Below are 15,306 nucleotides of genomic sequence, written 5' to 3'. Positions count from 1 at the left end.
TCATAGGTCCGCCAGTTCAGGTTTCGCCAGCCATTCACGGCCCTTGAGCATGGCTTTCCAGTACAGCGGTGGAAGAATGCGCTCTTTAAGTAGCCAGGCGAGCCGCGAAGGCCTAGTACCGTCGATCAGCCAGGACGGGAAACTGGGGGCGAGCTTGCCGCCATAGGTGAATTCAGCGAGAACGACCTTGCCCCGTTCCACGGTCAGCGGGCAGGAACCGTAGCCGTCGTAATGGGCGCTGCCCTTGGCCTTGCCCATGGCCGCCAGCACGTTATGAGCGACCACGGGCGCCTGCTTGCGCGCCGCCGCTGCGGTCTTTGCGTTGCTGGTATTGGTCGCATCGCCCAATGCGTGAATATTCGCCCAGGCCTTATGCCGCAAGCTGTCGGGGTCGACATCGATCCAGCCCGCCCCATCGGCCAGAGGGCTTACGCGGATAAAATCCGGCGCCACCTGAGGGGGCACCACATGCAGCAGGTCGAAGTCGTGCGTCACCAGGTGCGTACTGCCATCGGCCTTGACGCACCTGAAGGTCGCCGTTTGTGCCGGTCCATCGACAGACGTCAGCGTACTGCCGAAATTCAGGTCGATCCCATAGGCGTGGACGTACTCCATCAAGGCTGGCACGTAGTCGGGAACGCCGAACAGGACTGTCCCGGCGCTGCAGAAGTCGATCTCGATATCGCCGAGTACCCCTTGGCGTCTCCAGTGGTCGGCGCACAGGTACATCGCTTTTTGAGGGGCCCCGGCGCATTTGATCGGCATGGGGGGCTGCGTGAAAATGGCCCGGCCACTGCGCAGTTGCTGCACCTGTTCCCAGGTGTAGGGGGCCAGGTGGTACAGATAGTTCGAGGTGACGCCGTTGCGCCCCAGTGTCTGCGGCAAACCTTCAATGGCATGCCAATCCAGTTTAAGGCCCGGGCACACGATCAACTGCTCGTAGCGGACCACGCGGCATCCATCGAGAATAATGGCGTCGTTTTCAGGTTCGAAGGCCGCGACAGCCGCTTTGATCCAATGCACGCCCCGGGGAATGGTCGCGCCCATCGTGTGGGCCGTTCTGTGCGCGTCGAAGACGCCACCGCCGACGAGGGTCCAGCCGGGCTGGTAATAATGCACATCCGCCGGGTCGATAATGGCAATGTCCAGGCCCGGCTCGCGGGCCAATAGGCTTGAAGCTGCCGCGATGCCCGCCGCACCGGCGCCGACAATGACCACGGCATGCCGGGCTTCGGCCACGCCAACGGGCGTGCGTCCCTCGTTGGCAATTCTACGGATGACGCCTTTCATGTCGAAGCCGGCTTTGCTGGCTGTTTCGACAATCCGTGGCAAGGGCTGCTGGCCGGCCTGGGACAGGGCCCACATCGTCGTCGAGCGCATGCCGGAGCGGCAATACGCCAACACTGGCTTGGGTAAGGACTCGAACAATTTACCGAAGGCAACGCCCTGTTCGTCGGTCACCTTGCCGGACTCTGCGGCAAGGTAATGCGCCTCGATGCCCATCGCTTGTGCCGCACGCTGGATGTCGGCAAACAAAGGTTGATCGCTGCCTTCACCATCAGGGCGGTTACAGATGATGGCGCGAAAGCCGCTGGTTTTGATCTCACTCATCTGGTCGGGATGAATCTGCCCTGAGATCGAGAGGCCGGACGCAAGGTGGCGGATGTCCATGACTGTCTCCGTGATGACGGTTTTTCTTATGAGAGGGGGCGGGTCTTCAGAGCCGATTGAGTGGGATTTTCAGGTAGCACGTGCCGTTCGACTCCGGCTCCGGGAAATGCCCGGCCCGCATGTTGACCTGGACCGATGGCAGGATGAGCGTCGGCATGTCCAGCGAGGCATCGCGCTGGGTGCGCATCGCCACGAATGCTTCTTCACTGATGCCGTTACGGACATGGACATTGTCGGCACGTTGCTCGGCGACGGTGCTGGAAAATTGCACCTCGCGGCCACCCGGTTGGTAATCGTGACAGGTGTAGAGGAGGGTGTTGGCCGGCAGGCTCAAGACCTTGTTGATGGATCGGAACAACGTATGCGCGTTGCCCCCGGGGAAATCACACCGTGCGGTACCGTAGTCGGGCATGAACAAGGTGTCGCCGACGAATGCCGCTGTTTCCTGGCCATCGCTGATGACATACGTCATGCAGGCGGGGGTGTGGCCCGGTGTATGAAGCGCACGGCATTGCAGCGTTCCGACTGTGAACGACTCGTCATTGACGAACAGATGGTCGAACTGACTGCCATCGCGGGGCATCTGCCCACCTGTGTTGAACAGCGTGCCAAAGACTTCCTGCACGGCGGTAATCTGGCTGCCGATCCCTATCGTGCCACCGAGTTTTTCCTTCAGGTACGGGGCGGCGGTGAGGTGGTCGGCATGGACGTGGGTTTCAAGAATCCATTCGACCTTCGCCCCCAGCTCGATCACCCGGGCCATCAGCTTGTCGGCCGAGGTGGTCGTGGTACGGCCTGATTTGGGATCGTAATCCAGGACGCTGTCGATCAACGCGCACTGGCGGGTCACTTCGTCCAGCACCAGATAGCTGACAGTGTGGGTCTCAGGATCGAAAAATCCTTCGACGTACGGTTTTACGGTCATGAACGGTCTCCTTCGGGGCTCTCAGCCGCTTGAAGAACAGACACAGCAATAATGCTGCCATGTCGATTATGGGTTGCTTGCAAACGATAACCATATGATTTTATTGGTTTAAATTCATGGGTGCCGACAAGGTCTCTTCCGATGTCCAGACAATTGAACTGCCATTGGCAGCGTTTGTTGGCATAGTGGCAGTGTCAACCTTGCTGGATGAATCACTGGAGCCGCGATGACACACAGCCTGCCGCCCACCCAAGACCTGCTTCCCCATCCAGACCAGGTGCAGTCCCTGGTCTCGTTTCTGGAGCACGAGCCCCAGCCGATGATCGTCCTCGATCCCGATTACAACATCCTGGCGGCAAACACGGCTTACCTGCGTCAGTTCGGCAGCGCCGACAAGCCGTTCATTGGCCATAAGTGTTATCGGGTTTCCCACCACTACGATGTGCCTTGTGACCAGGCCGGTGAGAACTGCCCGATGAAAAAGGCCAGGGAGATGCGCAGTCCGGATCGGGTCTTGCACATTCATCACACACCGCGCGGGCCCGAACACGTCGATGTGGAATTGCGCCCGATCCTGAATGAGCAGGGTGTCATCACCGCTTATGTGGAACGTCTTACCCAAGTGCGTAGCGCATCGGCACGGCCGAGCAACGAGGGGCTGGTGGGCAGTTCGCCGGCCTTTAATCAGGCACTGCTGGAGCTGCAGCGGGTAGCGCCCTCGATGTTACCGGTCCTGCTGCTGGGAGAGTCCGGCACAGGCAAGGAGCTGTTTGCCCGCGCCGTTCATGAAACCAGCGAGCGGGCCGCGGGGCCTTTTGTCGTGGTCGATTGCTCCGGGTTGACCGAAACCTTGTTCGAGAGCGAGCTGTTCGGCCACGAGAAGGGCGCGTTTACCGGCGCCACTGTGCGCAAGGTGGGCCTGGTGGAGACGGCCCAGGGCGGCACGCTGTTTCTCGATGAGATAGGCGACGTTCCCCTGGCCATGCAGGTGAAACTGTTGCGACTGATCGAGTCTGGAACCTATCGCCGTGTCGGCAGTGTGGAAACCCTGCACGCGGATTTCAGGCTGGTGGCCGCGACCCATAAGCCGTTGGAGAAAATGCTCGAGAAAGGCGAGTTCAGGCAGGACCTGTACTACCGCATCAGCGTGTTTCCCATCCATTTACCGCCCTTGCGGCATCGCCTTGAAGACATCGGCTTGTTGGTGGATTCGTTCCTGCAACGTTCCGGGATCGGTAAGCGTCGACTGACCATCGATCCCGAGGCGCTGATGCAATTGCAGCGGTTTTCCTGGCCGGGCAATATCCGCGAGCTGCGCAATGTCCTGGAAAGAGCTGCGCTGTTTGCCGACGACGGCGTCATTCACGCCTTGCATCTGCCCGCGCCCCCCCTGGCGTTGTTCGCCCCAGCCTTGACGCCTGCGCCCGACAGCAGGGACCTGGACCAGCTCCTGGCCACTTTCAAAGGCACCCGCAGCGAACTGGCCAGACACCTGGGCGTGAGTGAACGCACGTTGTACCGGCGGTTGAAAGAACAAGGCCTGGCCTGAGCCCCATCGAGCCTTGACTGCCAATGACTGCCAGCCCCTGGCAGTCATTGGCAGGTTCTCCTCCCTCCAAACCAATCGCTGAGCTTCGGCGTTTATCGCTAAATAATTGGTTTTTAAGCATAAATAATAAATTCAGGCGTTGGCATGAGCCGTGCTAATGCTTGCCCCATGACTATTTCCGATAAACGACTGCGTCGCCATCTGCTCACAGCAGTACTGATCAAACTGGTCGTGCTGACAGTGCTGTGGTGGCTGTTCATCAAGGATTCGCGCGTCAGCGTCGACTCGAACACCATCAGCGGCAGGTTCGGCGTACCCACCTCGGCTCAAGGGGCAAGCAAGTGATCTCAGAACAACTGGTGGATCTGTCACGGCTGCAATTCGCAGCGACTGCGCTGTACCACTTTCTATTTGTGCCGCTCACCGTGGGGATGGTGTGGCTGCTGGTCATCATGGAAAGCGTCTACGTGATGACCGGCAATGTCATCTGGAAAGACATGACTCGCTTCTGGGGCAAATTGTTCGGTATCAACTTCGCGTTGGGCGTGACCACCGGCATCACCTTGGAGTTTCAGTTCGGCACCAACTGGGCGTATTACTCGCACTACGTCGGGGACATCTTCGGTGCCCCGCTGGCCATCGAGGGCCTGATGGCGTTCTTTCTTGAATCGACCATGATCGGGTTGTTCTTTTTCGGTTGGGATCGCCTGAAGAAAGAACATCATTTGCTGGTCACGCTGCTGATGGCCATTGGCACAAACCTGTCGGCGCTGTGGATTCTGATCGCCAATGGCTGGATGCAGAACCCGGTGGGTTCGGAATTCAGTTACATCACCATGCGCATGGAGATGGTGGATTTCTGGGCCGTGGTCTTCAACCCGGTGGCGCAGGCCAAGTTCGTCCACACCGTGTCTGCCGGTTACGTCACCGGTTCGATGTTTGTGTTGTCGATTTCCAGTTGGTACTTGCTCAAGGGGCGTGATGTCGAGTTCGCCAAGCGCAGTTTCCGGGTGGCGGCCGCCTTCGGCCTGGCCTCGGTGCTGAGTGTCATCGTCCTGGGGGATGAGTCGGGTTACACGGTGGGCGAGGCGCAGCAAACCAAGCTGGCGGCCATGGAGGCCATGTGGGAAACCAAACCCGCACCGGCGGGCCTGACCCTGGTGGCCAGCATCAATGAAGCCGAGTCCAGGAATAACTGGGAACTCGATGTGCCGTGGATGATGGGCTTGATCGGCACGCGCTCGGTCAGCAAGCAGATTCCGGGCATTCATGACATCAAGGCGAAAAACCGCGCACGCATTCTGCGGGGCATTACTGCGGTCAATGCGCTTGAAGCACTGCGCGCCGATCGCACCGATAAGGCCGCGTTCGATACTTTCGAAGCGTACAAGGCCGATCTGGGTTTTGGCCTGCTGCTCAAAAAGTACGTCGAGGATGTCAACCAGGCCTCGCCGGCCATCATCGACAGGGCTGTGAACGATACCGTACCGCGCGTGACCCCGATGTTCTGGGGGTTCCGGATCATGGTCGGCCTGGGCTTTGCCATGCTCGTGCTTTTCGGGCTGGCCTTCTGGAGCACCTTGAAATCGAGCGGCGCACATCATCGGGGGTTACTGCGCTGCGCACTGTTGATGCTGCCTGCGCCATGGCTCGCCTGTGAACTGGGCTGGTTCGTGGCCGAGTACGGCCGCCAACCCTGGACCATCTACGGTGTGTTGCCGACCCACATGAGCGTTTCCACCCTCAGCGTCGATAACCTTTACGGCTCGCTGGCTGGGTTCGTCGTTTTCTACACGGTGCTGCTGGCGGTGGAAATGTTCCTGATGGTCAAGTTCGCCCGCCAGGGGCCCGGCAGCCTCGGTACAGGTCGGTATGTCCACGACGCCAAGTTGAAGGAGCTTCACCATGCTTGATTACTTCACGCTCAAGATCATCTGGTGGGCGCTGGTCGGCGTCCTGCTGATAGGTTTCGCCATCATGGATGGCCACGACATGGGCGTCGGCACGCTGCTGCCGTTCGTGGGTCGCAATGACATGGAGCGCCGTGTCGTGATCAACACCGTGGGCCCTCATTGGGATGGCAATCAGGTCTGGTTCATTACGGCCGGTGGCGCGTTGTTCGCCGCATGGCCGGTGGTCTATGCCACTGCATTCAGCGGATTCTATTGGGCGATGATCCTGGTGCTCTGGGCGTTGTTCTTCCGCCCGGTGGGTTTCGACTACCGCAGCAAGATCCACCATCCGATGTGGCGCAGTACCTGGGATTGGGGGCTTTTCGTGGGTGGGGCCGTGCCGCCGCTGGTGTTCGGCATCGCATTTGGCAACCTGTTGCAGGGCGTACCGTTCCACTTCAATGAGTACCTGGTGTCAACGTACACCGGCAGCTTCTGGCAGTTGCTCAACCCTTTCGCGCTGCTGACCGGCCTGGTCAGCAGCGCCATGATTACGCTGCAGGGGGGCACGTACCTGGCCCATCGCACCGAGGGTGGGATTCAGTCCCGGGCGATCAAAGGCGCGTTAGGCGCTGCCATCGTGCTGGTGTGTTCGTTCGTCGTAGCGGGTATCTGGCTGCAATGGATCGAGGGGTATCGCATCACGTCGCTCGTGGATACCGCCGGGTTGCCTGACATTCTCGGCAAGTCGGTCGTGAGGGAGGCGGGGGCCTGGATGGCCAACTATGGTCGCTATCCTTGGTTGTGGCTGCTGCCCGCGCTTGGACTGGCCGGCGCAGCCGGTGCGGCGCTGTTGCTGATGAGGCGCCGTACCCTTTGCGCGTTCGTTGCGTCTTCGCTCGCGGTGGTGGGCGTCATCAGTACGGCAGGGGTATCGATGTTCCCCTTTGTCATGCCGTCGTCATCGATGCCAGCGGCAAGCCTGACCGTGTGGGACAGTGTTTCCAGTCACCTGAGCCTGGCCATCATGTTCTGGGCCACGTTGTTCTTCATGCCATTGATCGTGATCTATACCGCTTGGGCGTATCGCGTCATGCGCGGCAAGGTCACGGCCACCCAGATCAAGGCCAACGAACATTCGGCGTACTAGTGTCGACAGAGGAGTAAAGCAATATGTGGTATTTCGCCTGGATGCTGGGAGTCGGTTTCGCACTGCTGCTGGCGATACTCAATGCAATGTGGGGTGAGAACGAGGCAGGACGAGCCATGAGTGACCGTGACGAGGCGCAGCCATGACGCCGGATGTCGCTGACGTGCAGCCCTCGTCACGGCTGCATTGGCTGAGCCTGGCCGTCGCGGTGACGATCATGTTGGCCTGTACGCTCTACCCGCCACTGATGACGGCGCCGGATGGGAAAGCCGACCATGCGCTGGCAACGGCATTGTTCATCGCCATGAGCGTGGCCTTTGTAAGAGGGGTGGGGTTCATTCCGCGCAGGCTTGTCTGGCGAAGGATGTTCTCGGGCTGGACCTGCCTGGGGGCACTTGCGCTTGCCGGCGGGTTGAAGTTCTTGCACTGAAGCCTGACGAGAAGCCCGGCGATGGCCGGACGGTGATCAAAAAACTCACCTGCCGACGCGGCAGGTGAGTGGGGCAGTCCTGGAGGCCGGCCTAGCGAGCTGGCGGGCTCATTTGCTGTTGTTGCATCATCTGCTCCATCATCATCTGTTGCATGCCCATGTACCTGTCCATCATGTACTGGTGCTGCTTCATCTGCTCGGGCGTCATCTGGGAATAGTGGTTGCCCATTTGTTTCCAACCCATCATCGGGCCGTTTCCCTTCATGTGGCCGCCCATCATGCCACCTCCGCAACACCCCATCATCCCATTCATCATCTGCATGCTTTGCCGCATCGAGGCCTGGTGTTCTTGCATGAGTTTCTGGCGTTGCGCCGGATCGCTGGTGTTCTGGATCTGGGTCATCTGTTCCTGCATTTTTTTCAGGTTTTCCTGGGCCGTCGCCATCTGCTGATCGAATTGCTCGACGCTCATCGACGACTGGGGCGCCTTGGCGGCGTCGGTGGCTTGCTGGGCAAAGGTCAGCGTGGGGAAAAACACCGCGGTCAGAGCGAGGGCGGCGAGTCTGGGTGCGTTCATGGTTCAGTTCCTTGCAGGCTGGTGGAGCGGGGGAGCGGGATCGTCACGGTTGACGATCGGACTCGGTTAAACGCAGTCGAAGCTGTTTTTCAATTTCGATGATGGCGAACAGCGCGATGCCCACCGCGATGATCAGCAGTCCGTCCTTGAAGGGGACCGCTTGGGTCGCGAACACGGTTTGCAGCGGCGGCGCGTAGGTGATGGCGAACTGAGCGACGGTCACCACCGCGATGGTCGCCCACACAACCTTCGTACCTCGAAGGCCCTTCCAGGTCAGCGACGTGCCGTAGAGATTGCGGATAAAGAACAGATGGAAAATTTCCATCACGACCAAGGTGTTCACCGCCAGGGTGCGAGCCAGTTCGACGGAGTAGCCTCGGTCCAGGGCATAGGTAAAAATGCCGTAGACGCCGCACAGGAACAGAATGGAAACGAGCACCATATGCCAGACCAGTGCGCCGCTGATCAACGGCTCCTGTCGTGAGCGCGGAGGCCTGCGCATGGTGTTGTCTTCGGTCGGTTCGAACGCCAGCGCGATACCCAGCGTGATGGCGGTAATCAGGTTGATCCACAGGATCTGTATCGCAGTGACTGGCAATGTAAGGCCAAACAGCAGCGCGACAATCAGGGTCATTGTCTCGCCCGCATTGGTGGGTAACGTCCAGCTCAGGACTTTCTTGATGTTGTCATAGACCGTCCTGCCTTCACGCACAGCGGCCACGATGGAGGCGAAGTTATCGTCCGCCAGGACCAGGTCCGCGGCTTCCTTGGCCGCTTCACTGCCTTTGCCGCCCATGGCGATGCCGGCATCTGCGCGTTTGAGCGCTGGCGCGTCGTTGACGCCGTCGCCGGTCATGGCCACGGTCATGCCGTTGAGTTGCAGCAACGTCACCAGCCGCAGCTTATGTTCGGGGCTGGTGCGCGCGAAGATGTTCACTTGCTTGAGCGATTCCCTGAGGGTGGCATCGTTCATGGCGTCCAGGTCGTTGCCAGTCAGTACCTTGTCGGGGTTGTCCAGGCCGATCTGATCACCGATGGCGCAGGCGGTGCCGGCGTGGTCCCCTGTGATCATCTTCACGACAATGCCGGCCGCCTGGCATTGCTTGATCGCCTGGATCGTTTCCGGGCGGGGCGGGTCGATCATTCCTACCAGGCCAAGCAAGGTCAGTGTCCCTTGCACATCGGCAAATTCCAGGATGGCGTGTTCGGGTGGGACGGACCTGACGGCGAGCGCCAGCACGCGTTGGCCTTTGCGGGCGATGGCATTGGCCTGCGCGTGCCAATAGTCGGCATCGAGCGGGGCTGTTGCCCCTGTGCTGCTACGTTGGCGCGTGCACATGGTCAAAATCTGCTCCGGCGCGCCTTTGACATAAATCGCCGCTTGCCGGTCATGGTTGTGATGCAGTGTCGCCATGAAGCGGTGTTTGGCGTCGAACGGAATGGCATCGGTGCGGGCCCAGGTGCCGCGTTCCTCCTCGTCGTTGATGCCGGCCTTGGCGCAAAACACCAGCAGTGCGCCCTCCATGGGGTCCCCTTCGACTTTCCAGGTGTCTTCGTGCTGCCTCAAGCTTGCGTCATTGCAAAGGCTGGTCGCGCGCCCCAGTTCGGCCAGCACCGGGTGATGGGAGGTATCGATCAACTGATCGGCAAGGTTCATGTTGCCCGAAGGCTGGTAGCCGACACCGTCGACCGTGAAGGTCAGGTCACTGGTGACGACGGATGCCACCATCATCTCGTTACGGGTGAGGGTGCCGGTCTTGTCCGTGCAGATGACTGATACCGAGCCCAGGGTTTCGATGGCCGGCAGGCGCCGAACGATGGCGTTGCGATGGGCCATCGCCCGCACGCCCACCGCCAGGGTGATGGTGAGTACGGCGGGCAACCCCTCGGGTATGGCCGCGACCGACATGCCCACCACGACCATGAATATCTCGGTGAAGACGTAATGCCCGACAAAGTGGCCATAAGCGAGTAGCAGGCCGGCGATCAGCAAAATCAATAGCGTCAGCCAGCGGGCGAAGACATCCATTTGCTGTATCAGGGGTGTTGTCAGTGGCTCCACTGCCGACAGCAGGTTGCTGATGCGCCCGATTTCAGTCGAGGTTGCCGTGGCGACAACGACCCCTGTTGCTTGTCCGCAGGTCACCAGGGTGCCACTGAAGGCCATGCAGGCACGATCACCCAGGGCTGCTTCGATGCGTACCGGCTCGGTATTTTTTTCAGCCGGTGCGGACTCTCCGGTCAGGATGGCTTCCTGCACCTGGAGCCGGTTGGCATGCAGCAGGCGCAGATCCGCCGGGACTTTGTCGCCAGCCTCCAGCAAGACGATATCGCCGGGTACCAGTTCTTCGCCGGCGATGCCCAGGCGTTCGCCGGCACGTATCACCGTTGCACGGGGCGCCAGCATGTTGCGGATGGCATCCATGGCCTGTTCGGCCTTGCCTTCCTGGACATAGCCAATGATCGCATTGGCCACCACGACAGCGAGAATGACCACCGTGTCCCACAGGTGTTGCAGCGTTGCGGTGATTGCAGCGGAACCGAGCAGCACATAAATCAGGATGTTATGAAATTGCAGCAGAAATCGCCGCCACGCTGGCCGCCGGGTTGACGCTGACAACCGGTTGAACCCCGTACGCTCAAGCCGGGCCTGGACTTCGGCGATGTCCAGCCCGGCTTGCTCATCGACACCAAGGTGTTTGAGCGCCTGTTCGGCGGGCAACGTGTACCAGGCCAGGCCCTGCGAGGGCGTTGTCGGGTGCGCCGCTGGTATGTTGCTCGGTCGGTTCATCAGCCGCGTTCCTGTGGGTACGGAGCGGTTGTTCTACAGGCCATCTGCGCAGGTCTGCCTCAGCCAACTTGCTGCGGCGCAATCACCCACAGGCTGCAGGGCATCTTGTACAGCAGGCCTTCGACGGTGCTGCCGATCAGCTTGTCCAGGCTGCCATAGCGCACGCGCCCCATGACGATGACATCAATGTCATGGGACGCGGCGTAGCTCGCCAGCACCTTGGCCGGGTCACCCATGATCATGCGTCGCTGGTCCGGGGCGATGCCATTGCGTTCGGCCAGTGCATCGAAGGCCGCACCCTGGGACTCGTAGAGCTGGCGGGCCAGGGTCGAGGAGAAGAACATCGAACCGTTGCCAAAGCCGTATTCAGCGGCAGTGATGGACGAAAGGTCATAGGCGTAGATGACTTCCAGCGTCGCGTCGCAGCTGGTGGCCAGCTTGTTCGCTTCGCTCAGGATCCGATCATTGAGGCCTTCGTAGCGGCCGTCCTGATGGAACGGGTCGATGGCCGCCAGGATCTTGCGCGGACGGGCGTGGGTGACCTTGTTGACGAAGTGCAGTGGAACCTCGCATTCGCGCAGCAGATGCACGTCCAGCGGCGTGAACATCAGTCGGGAAAACCACGACTCGGGGTCCACCGACTTGATCAGCGCATCCATAGGCGCTTCCTTGAGGTGGACCAGGATCTCCTGCAAGGGGCGCTCGACCCACGTCACTTCTGTCGTGACCTCGATACCGAGGTTGCGCAGGGGCCTGGCCTGTTCTTCCAGCCACTGCCGATGGCGCTCGATGTAGCCCAGGCGCATCTGCTCCAGCGCCTGCTCGTTGACCAGGCCGGCCGTGGCCAGGCCTTCGAGGTAGTCAAAAGCGACGATGTGCAGCGCCGCGCCTTCGGCCTTGGCCAGTGCGGCAGCCCGGTCGAACGCCGGGCTGTGTTCCATCAGTGGCGAGACGACCAGCATCAAGCGTGATTGCGTAGACATGACAAACCTCCCGGGCAAGGACCTGTTGGCGCCGGGCGAGGTTTCGCGCGGCGTGGTGTCTGTCATTGATCATGAGCGCCATGGAGCTCGCTAACTTGATTTGCATCAAACACGCTGCAAAGCGTTGAATTGAAGGCGGCAACGGCGAGGCAATCGCGCTATGTTTGAGCATGATCAGTCGCCCCAGGGCACGAGTGCAGCCGGCTCGGACCGCTGGATTGAGTGACAACCGCAGACAGTGCCAGGGAGCCGTAACCATGACTGAAACCCTGGCCTTCGCCAATGCCGCCGCCGCGCTGGGAATCGGCCTGCTGGTGGGGCTTGAGCGCGAACGACGCAAAGGCGAGGGCGACCGGCGCGACTTCGCCGGTTTGCGCACCTTCGCCATCACGTCCGTGCTCGGCTACCTGGCGGTCCAGGCGGGCGGCCCCCTGTTACTGGGGGGCATGACCCTTGCCCTGGGCGCTTTGGTGACCGTGGCCTATTGGCGAAACCTCGACAAGGACCCCGGGATTACCAGCGAGGTGGCCTTGTTCGCGGTATTGGCACTGGGCGCGCTCTGTGCGAGCGCCCCGGGCCTGGCGACCGCGATTGGGGTGGTGATGGCCGGGCTGCTCGCCAGCCGCCAGGCGTTGCACCACTTTGCCCGCAAGCAGTTGACCGCTACCGAGATGCGCGATGGCCTGGTGCTGTTGATCGCCGCGCTGGTCGTGCTCCCGCTGGCGCCGGATCGCTTCCTCGGACCTTATGACGCAATCAACCTGCGCAACCTGTGCACGCTCACCGTTATGCTGATGGCGGTGGGTGCACTGGGGCATGTCGCGGTTCGAACCCTGGGGACCCGCTATGGCTACGCTCTCAGTGCGATTGCCTCTGGATTCGCCTCCGCCACGGTGACGGTCGCGACCATGGGTGGCATCGCGGCCAAAGACCCGATCAATCTCAAGGTGGTGAGCGCCGCGGCAGTGTTATCCAACCTGGCGACGGTGGTTCAAATGGGCCTGATCCTCACGGCCGTGGACCCCGCGCTGTTGCGTTGGATGTGGGGCCCGCTGTTGTGCGGGATGCTGATGGTATTGCTCTACGCCGGCGTGCTGATGTTTCCCCGCCCAAGGGCGCGGGCCGATGAGCCCATCAAGCATGGCGGTGCCTTCAGCCTCAAGCTGGCGGTGACGATGGTCCTGGCGATGACCGCTATCACCGTCCTCTCGTCGGCAATGCTCGATGCGTTTGGCCAGGCCGGGGTGACCGTCACCGCGATTTTCAGCGGGTTGCTCGACGCCCACGCCTCGACAGCCTCCATCGCTTCCCTGGCCAAGGGCGGGTTGTTGCCCTTCGACGGCGTCGCCGTGCCGATCTTGATCGCGTTTAGCAGCAACTCCCTGAGCAAGTGCGTGGTGGCCTGGCTCAGCGGCGGACGGAGGTTTGCCGCGTATGTAATTCCCGGCCAGGTGCTGATAACGCTGGCAATGTGGGTGGGGCTGTTGCTCCCGAGTTTGTCAGCCTGAATGATGGCCGTTTGATAAAGATCAAGTCCCGTCCCTGGCATATGTTCATTCTGGAACCTTCAATCCTTTAAGTGGCTGTCGCCACGTGCCGAGGTGTTCCATGTCCCAGACTCAACGTTTATTGCTAGTGGCGCCTGACGCCATGATCCGTACGCCGGCGTTCGACCGCGCCACCGAGTTGGCCCTGGCGCTGGACCTGCCCCTGCACATCGTGGCGTTCGACTACCTGGAGTTGCTCTCGGTGGCCGGTCTGTTCGCCCCGGAGCAGGTCAAGCAAGCGCGTGAGGGTTATCTGGAAACCCACCGGCATTGGCTGTGGCAACAGGCCGAACTGGCGCGCCGGCACGGCGTCGAGGTGACCTGCGAGGTGGTTTGGAGCAAGGATGCCTTCCAAGCCTTGCAGCAATACGTCAAGGAGATGCCGATGGCGTTGATCATCAAGGATGCGCAGCCGGAACCGGCGATGAAACGGGTGTTTTTCACGCCCCTGGACTGGCGCTTGCTGCGTGACTGCCCGGTGCCAGTGCATCTGGTCACGGATTCGCGTAACCCGCGGCCTCGGCGGATCCTGGCGATTGTCGACGTGCTGCGCAGCGAGGATCAGGACCTGGTATTCAACGACCAGATCGTCGACGCCGCGGTCAAACTGGCGGAACAATGCAACGCCCAGGTCGAGTTGCTGCACGCCTTCGATTGGACGGCTGTCTACGCCTCGGACATGGGCATTGGTGCGCTGCCCCTGGCCACCGGGCTCTATGAAGCGTTGGGCCAGGCACAGCATGAGGTGTTCGAGTCCCTGGCCGAACGGCATGGGGTTGCACCGCAGCAGCGCCACTTCATCGAAGGGGCGCCGCTGAACAGCATTTGCACGTTCGCCAGCGATCACCAGATCGATGTCATCGTCATGGGCACCACGGAGCATCGTGGCCTGGACAAGCGCCTGGGCACCACCGCCGAGCTGCTGCTGCAACGGGCGCCTTGCAGCGTGTTGGCGATCAAGCCGCAAGTGTGATTGGAGCAACGCTGCGCGAGGCCATACCAAGGCCTCGCGCGGCGTCCGGAGCTAAAGGTAGAGCCGGTGGATGACCTGCCGGGTGTCGTCGGGATCGCTGTGGGTTTCAAAACCCAGGCTATGGGCCAAGTCCCGCATCGGGGCATTGCTGGCCGCGTCCACGGAGTACATCTGGCGGTAGCCGTTTTTACGCGCGGTGTCGATCAGGTGCTCCATCAATAACGTCCCCAGCCCCAGGTGTTGCCAAGGGTCGGCGACCGTCACTGCGCACTCGCATTCGTGTTCCTGGGTCGAGCAATAGCGGCTGACCCCGATCTCGATCAACTCGCCGTTGTCATGGACCAGGGCGATGTAGGCCATGTGCGTCTTGCAGTCGACATCCATCAATTGATCGAGCAGCGCCGCGCCTGGCTCATTGATCTGCGCCAGGAAGCGCATGTGCCGGGACTCCGGTGACAGGCGCATGATGAAGTCGTATTCGCGCTGGCGGTCCTGCTCCCTGAGCGGGCGGATCAAGACATGCCGGCCGTCCTTGAGTGCCTGGATCCAGTGTTTGCCACTGATGCTGGCATACAGGGCAGCGGCGCGTTCGTTGTGGTCTTTGACAGTAAGCATGGTGCGATCCTCCCTCGGATGTGCACGTGCGGTGCGATAAATAGCTACGCATTCGGTACTGTTCTACGCCCGCCACGGCGATCGATTCTGATCTGGATCAGTGCCCGCGTATCCGTCCATCGATTGCCCTGCCTTTGATTCAGATCAAACCGTCCGGGGCCTTGATGGGCGCACGCTGAAGATCGCGCCGGAAAAGGCCGGTG

General features: G+C 61.0%; 14 protein-coding genes. 8 read left to right on the top strand and 6 right to left on the bottom strand.

What is annotated here, in order from left to right; genetic code table 11:
- Both AB4O09_RS17770 and AB4O09_RS17765 read right to left on the bottom strand, forming a co-directional pair.
- On the bottom strand, positions 1-1,671 hold the full coding sequence (locus AB4O09_RS17770; RefSeq protein ID WP_003201137.1) for a bifunctional protein tyrosine phosphatase family protein/NAD(P)/FAD-dependent oxidoreductase: 1,671 nt from the start codon (positions 1,669-1,671) through the stop codon (positions 1-3).
- 46 nt (positions 1,672-1,717) lie between these two features.
- Positions 1,718-2,596 carry an MBL fold metallo-hydrolase gene (locus AB4O09_RS17765; protein WP_003201139.1) on the bottom strand — a complete coding sequence of 293 codons (879 nt, stop codon included), beginning with the start codon at positions 2,594-2,596 and terminating at the stop codon, positions 1,718-1,720.
- Positions 2,597-2,822: 226 nt separating this feature from the next.
- Between AB4O09_RS17765 and AB4O09_RS17760 the strand changes: the two genes are divergently transcribed.
- The 6 genes from AB4O09_RS17760 to AB4O09_RS17735 all read left to right on the top strand — a co-directional run bounded on the left by AB4O09_RS17760 (position 2,823) and on the right by AB4O09_RS17735 (position 7,617).
- Positions 2,823-4,145, top strand: coding sequence for a sigma-54 interaction domain-containing protein (locus tag AB4O09_RS17760; RefSeq protein WP_013693153.1), 1,323 nt, complete (start codon positions 2,823-2,825; stop codon positions 4,143-4,145).
- A 168-nt stretch (positions 4,146-4,313) separates the two neighbouring features.
- Positions 4,314-4,490: a cytochrome oxidase putative small subunit CydP gene (cydP, locus tag AB4O09_RS17755; protein WP_033028102.1), complete on the top strand. Its 177-nt coding sequence runs from the start codon at positions 4,314-4,316 to the stop codon at positions 4,488-4,490.
- Positions 4,487-6,058 carry a cytochrome ubiquinol oxidase subunit I gene (locus AB4O09_RS17750; protein WP_027912290.1) on the top strand — a complete coding sequence of 524 codons (1,572 nt, stop codon included), beginning with the start codon at positions 4,487-4,489 and terminating at the stop codon, positions 6,056-6,058. The genes cydP and AB4O09_RS17750 overlap by 4 nt, the downstream gene beginning before the upstream one ends.
- Complete coding sequence (gene cydB, locus AB4O09_RS17745) at positions 6,051-7,187, top strand: cytochrome d ubiquinol oxidase subunit II (protein WP_027912289.1); 1,137 nt, start codon at positions 6,051-6,053, stop codon at positions 7,185-7,187. Before AB4O09_RS17750 ends, cydB begins: the two co-directional genes overlap by 8 nt.
- A 23-nt stretch (positions 7,188-7,210) precedes the next feature.
- Positions 7,211-7,333, top strand: coding sequence for a cytochrome bd-I oxidase subunit CydX (gene cydX / locus AB4O09_RS17740; RefSeq protein WP_003201151.1), 123 nt, complete (start codon positions 7,211-7,213; stop codon positions 7,331-7,333).
- The gene (locus AB4O09_RS17735) at positions 7,330-7,617 is read left to right on the top strand and encodes a cyd operon YbgE family protein (RefSeq protein ID WP_027912288.1); all 288 of its coding nucleotides are present in this window, start codon (positions 7,330-7,332) and stop codon (positions 7,615-7,617) included. Before cydX ends, AB4O09_RS17735 begins: the two co-directional genes overlap by 4 nt.
- Positions 7,618-7,708: 91 nt before the next feature.
- Here the strand turns inward: AB4O09_RS17735 and AB4O09_RS17730 are convergent, their stop codons facing one another.
- From AB4O09_RS17730 to AB4O09_RS17720, 3 genes are read right to left on the bottom strand one after another with little or no spacing between them, the layout of a single operon-like run.
- On the bottom strand, positions 7,709-8,194 hold the full coding sequence (locus AB4O09_RS17730) for a hypothetical protein (RefSeq protein WP_003201154.1): 486 nt from the start codon (positions 8,192-8,194) through the stop codon (positions 7,709-7,711).
- Positions 8,195-8,237: 43 nt separating this feature from the next.
- The gene (locus AB4O09_RS17725) at positions 8,238-10,985 is read right to left on the bottom strand and encodes a cation-transporting P-type ATPase (protein WP_039011752.1); all 2,748 of its coding nucleotides are present in this window, start codon (positions 10,983-10,985) and stop codon (positions 8,238-8,240) included.
- A gap of 59 nt (positions 10,986-11,044) precedes the next feature.
- The gene (locus AB4O09_RS17720) at positions 11,045-11,968 is read right to left on the bottom strand and encodes a universal stress protein (protein WP_003201159.1); all 924 of its coding nucleotides are present in this window, start codon (positions 11,966-11,968) and stop codon (positions 11,045-11,047) included.
- Between the two features lie 257 nt (positions 11,969-12,225).
- On the opposite strand from AB4O09_RS17720, the gene AB4O09_RS17715 reads away from it, so the two are divergent.
- Together AB4O09_RS17715 and AB4O09_RS17710 are read left to right on the top strand one after the other, a co-directional pair.
- Positions 12,226-13,476 carry an MgtC/SapB family protein gene (locus AB4O09_RS17715; protein ID WP_003201161.1) on the top strand — a complete coding sequence of 417 codons (1,251 nt, stop codon included), beginning with the start codon at positions 12,226-12,228 and terminating at the stop codon, positions 13,474-13,476.
- A gap of 100 nt (positions 13,477-13,576) precedes the next feature.
- Positions 13,577-14,488, top strand: a complete 912-nt coding sequence (locus tag AB4O09_RS17710; protein ID WP_003201162.1) for a universal stress protein — start codon at positions 13,577-13,579, stop codon at positions 14,486-14,488.
- A 51-nt stretch (positions 14,489-14,539) separates the two neighbouring features.
- On the opposite strand, the gene AB4O09_RS17705 is transcribed toward AB4O09_RS17710, so the two are convergent.
- The gene (locus AB4O09_RS17705; RefSeq protein ID WP_003201164.1) at positions 14,540-15,103 is read right to left on the bottom strand and encodes a GNAT family N-acetyltransferase; all 564 of its coding nucleotides are present in this window, start codon (positions 15,101-15,103) and stop codon (positions 14,540-14,542) included.
- Between the last annotated feature and the right edge of the window lie 203 nt (positions 15,104-15,306).

Source organism: Pseudomonas sp. H1_F01, from assembly GCF_054681425.1.
The sequence above is the reverse complement of the archived record's forward strand: the minus strand, read 5'-3'. Positions and strand labels throughout refer to the sequence as shown.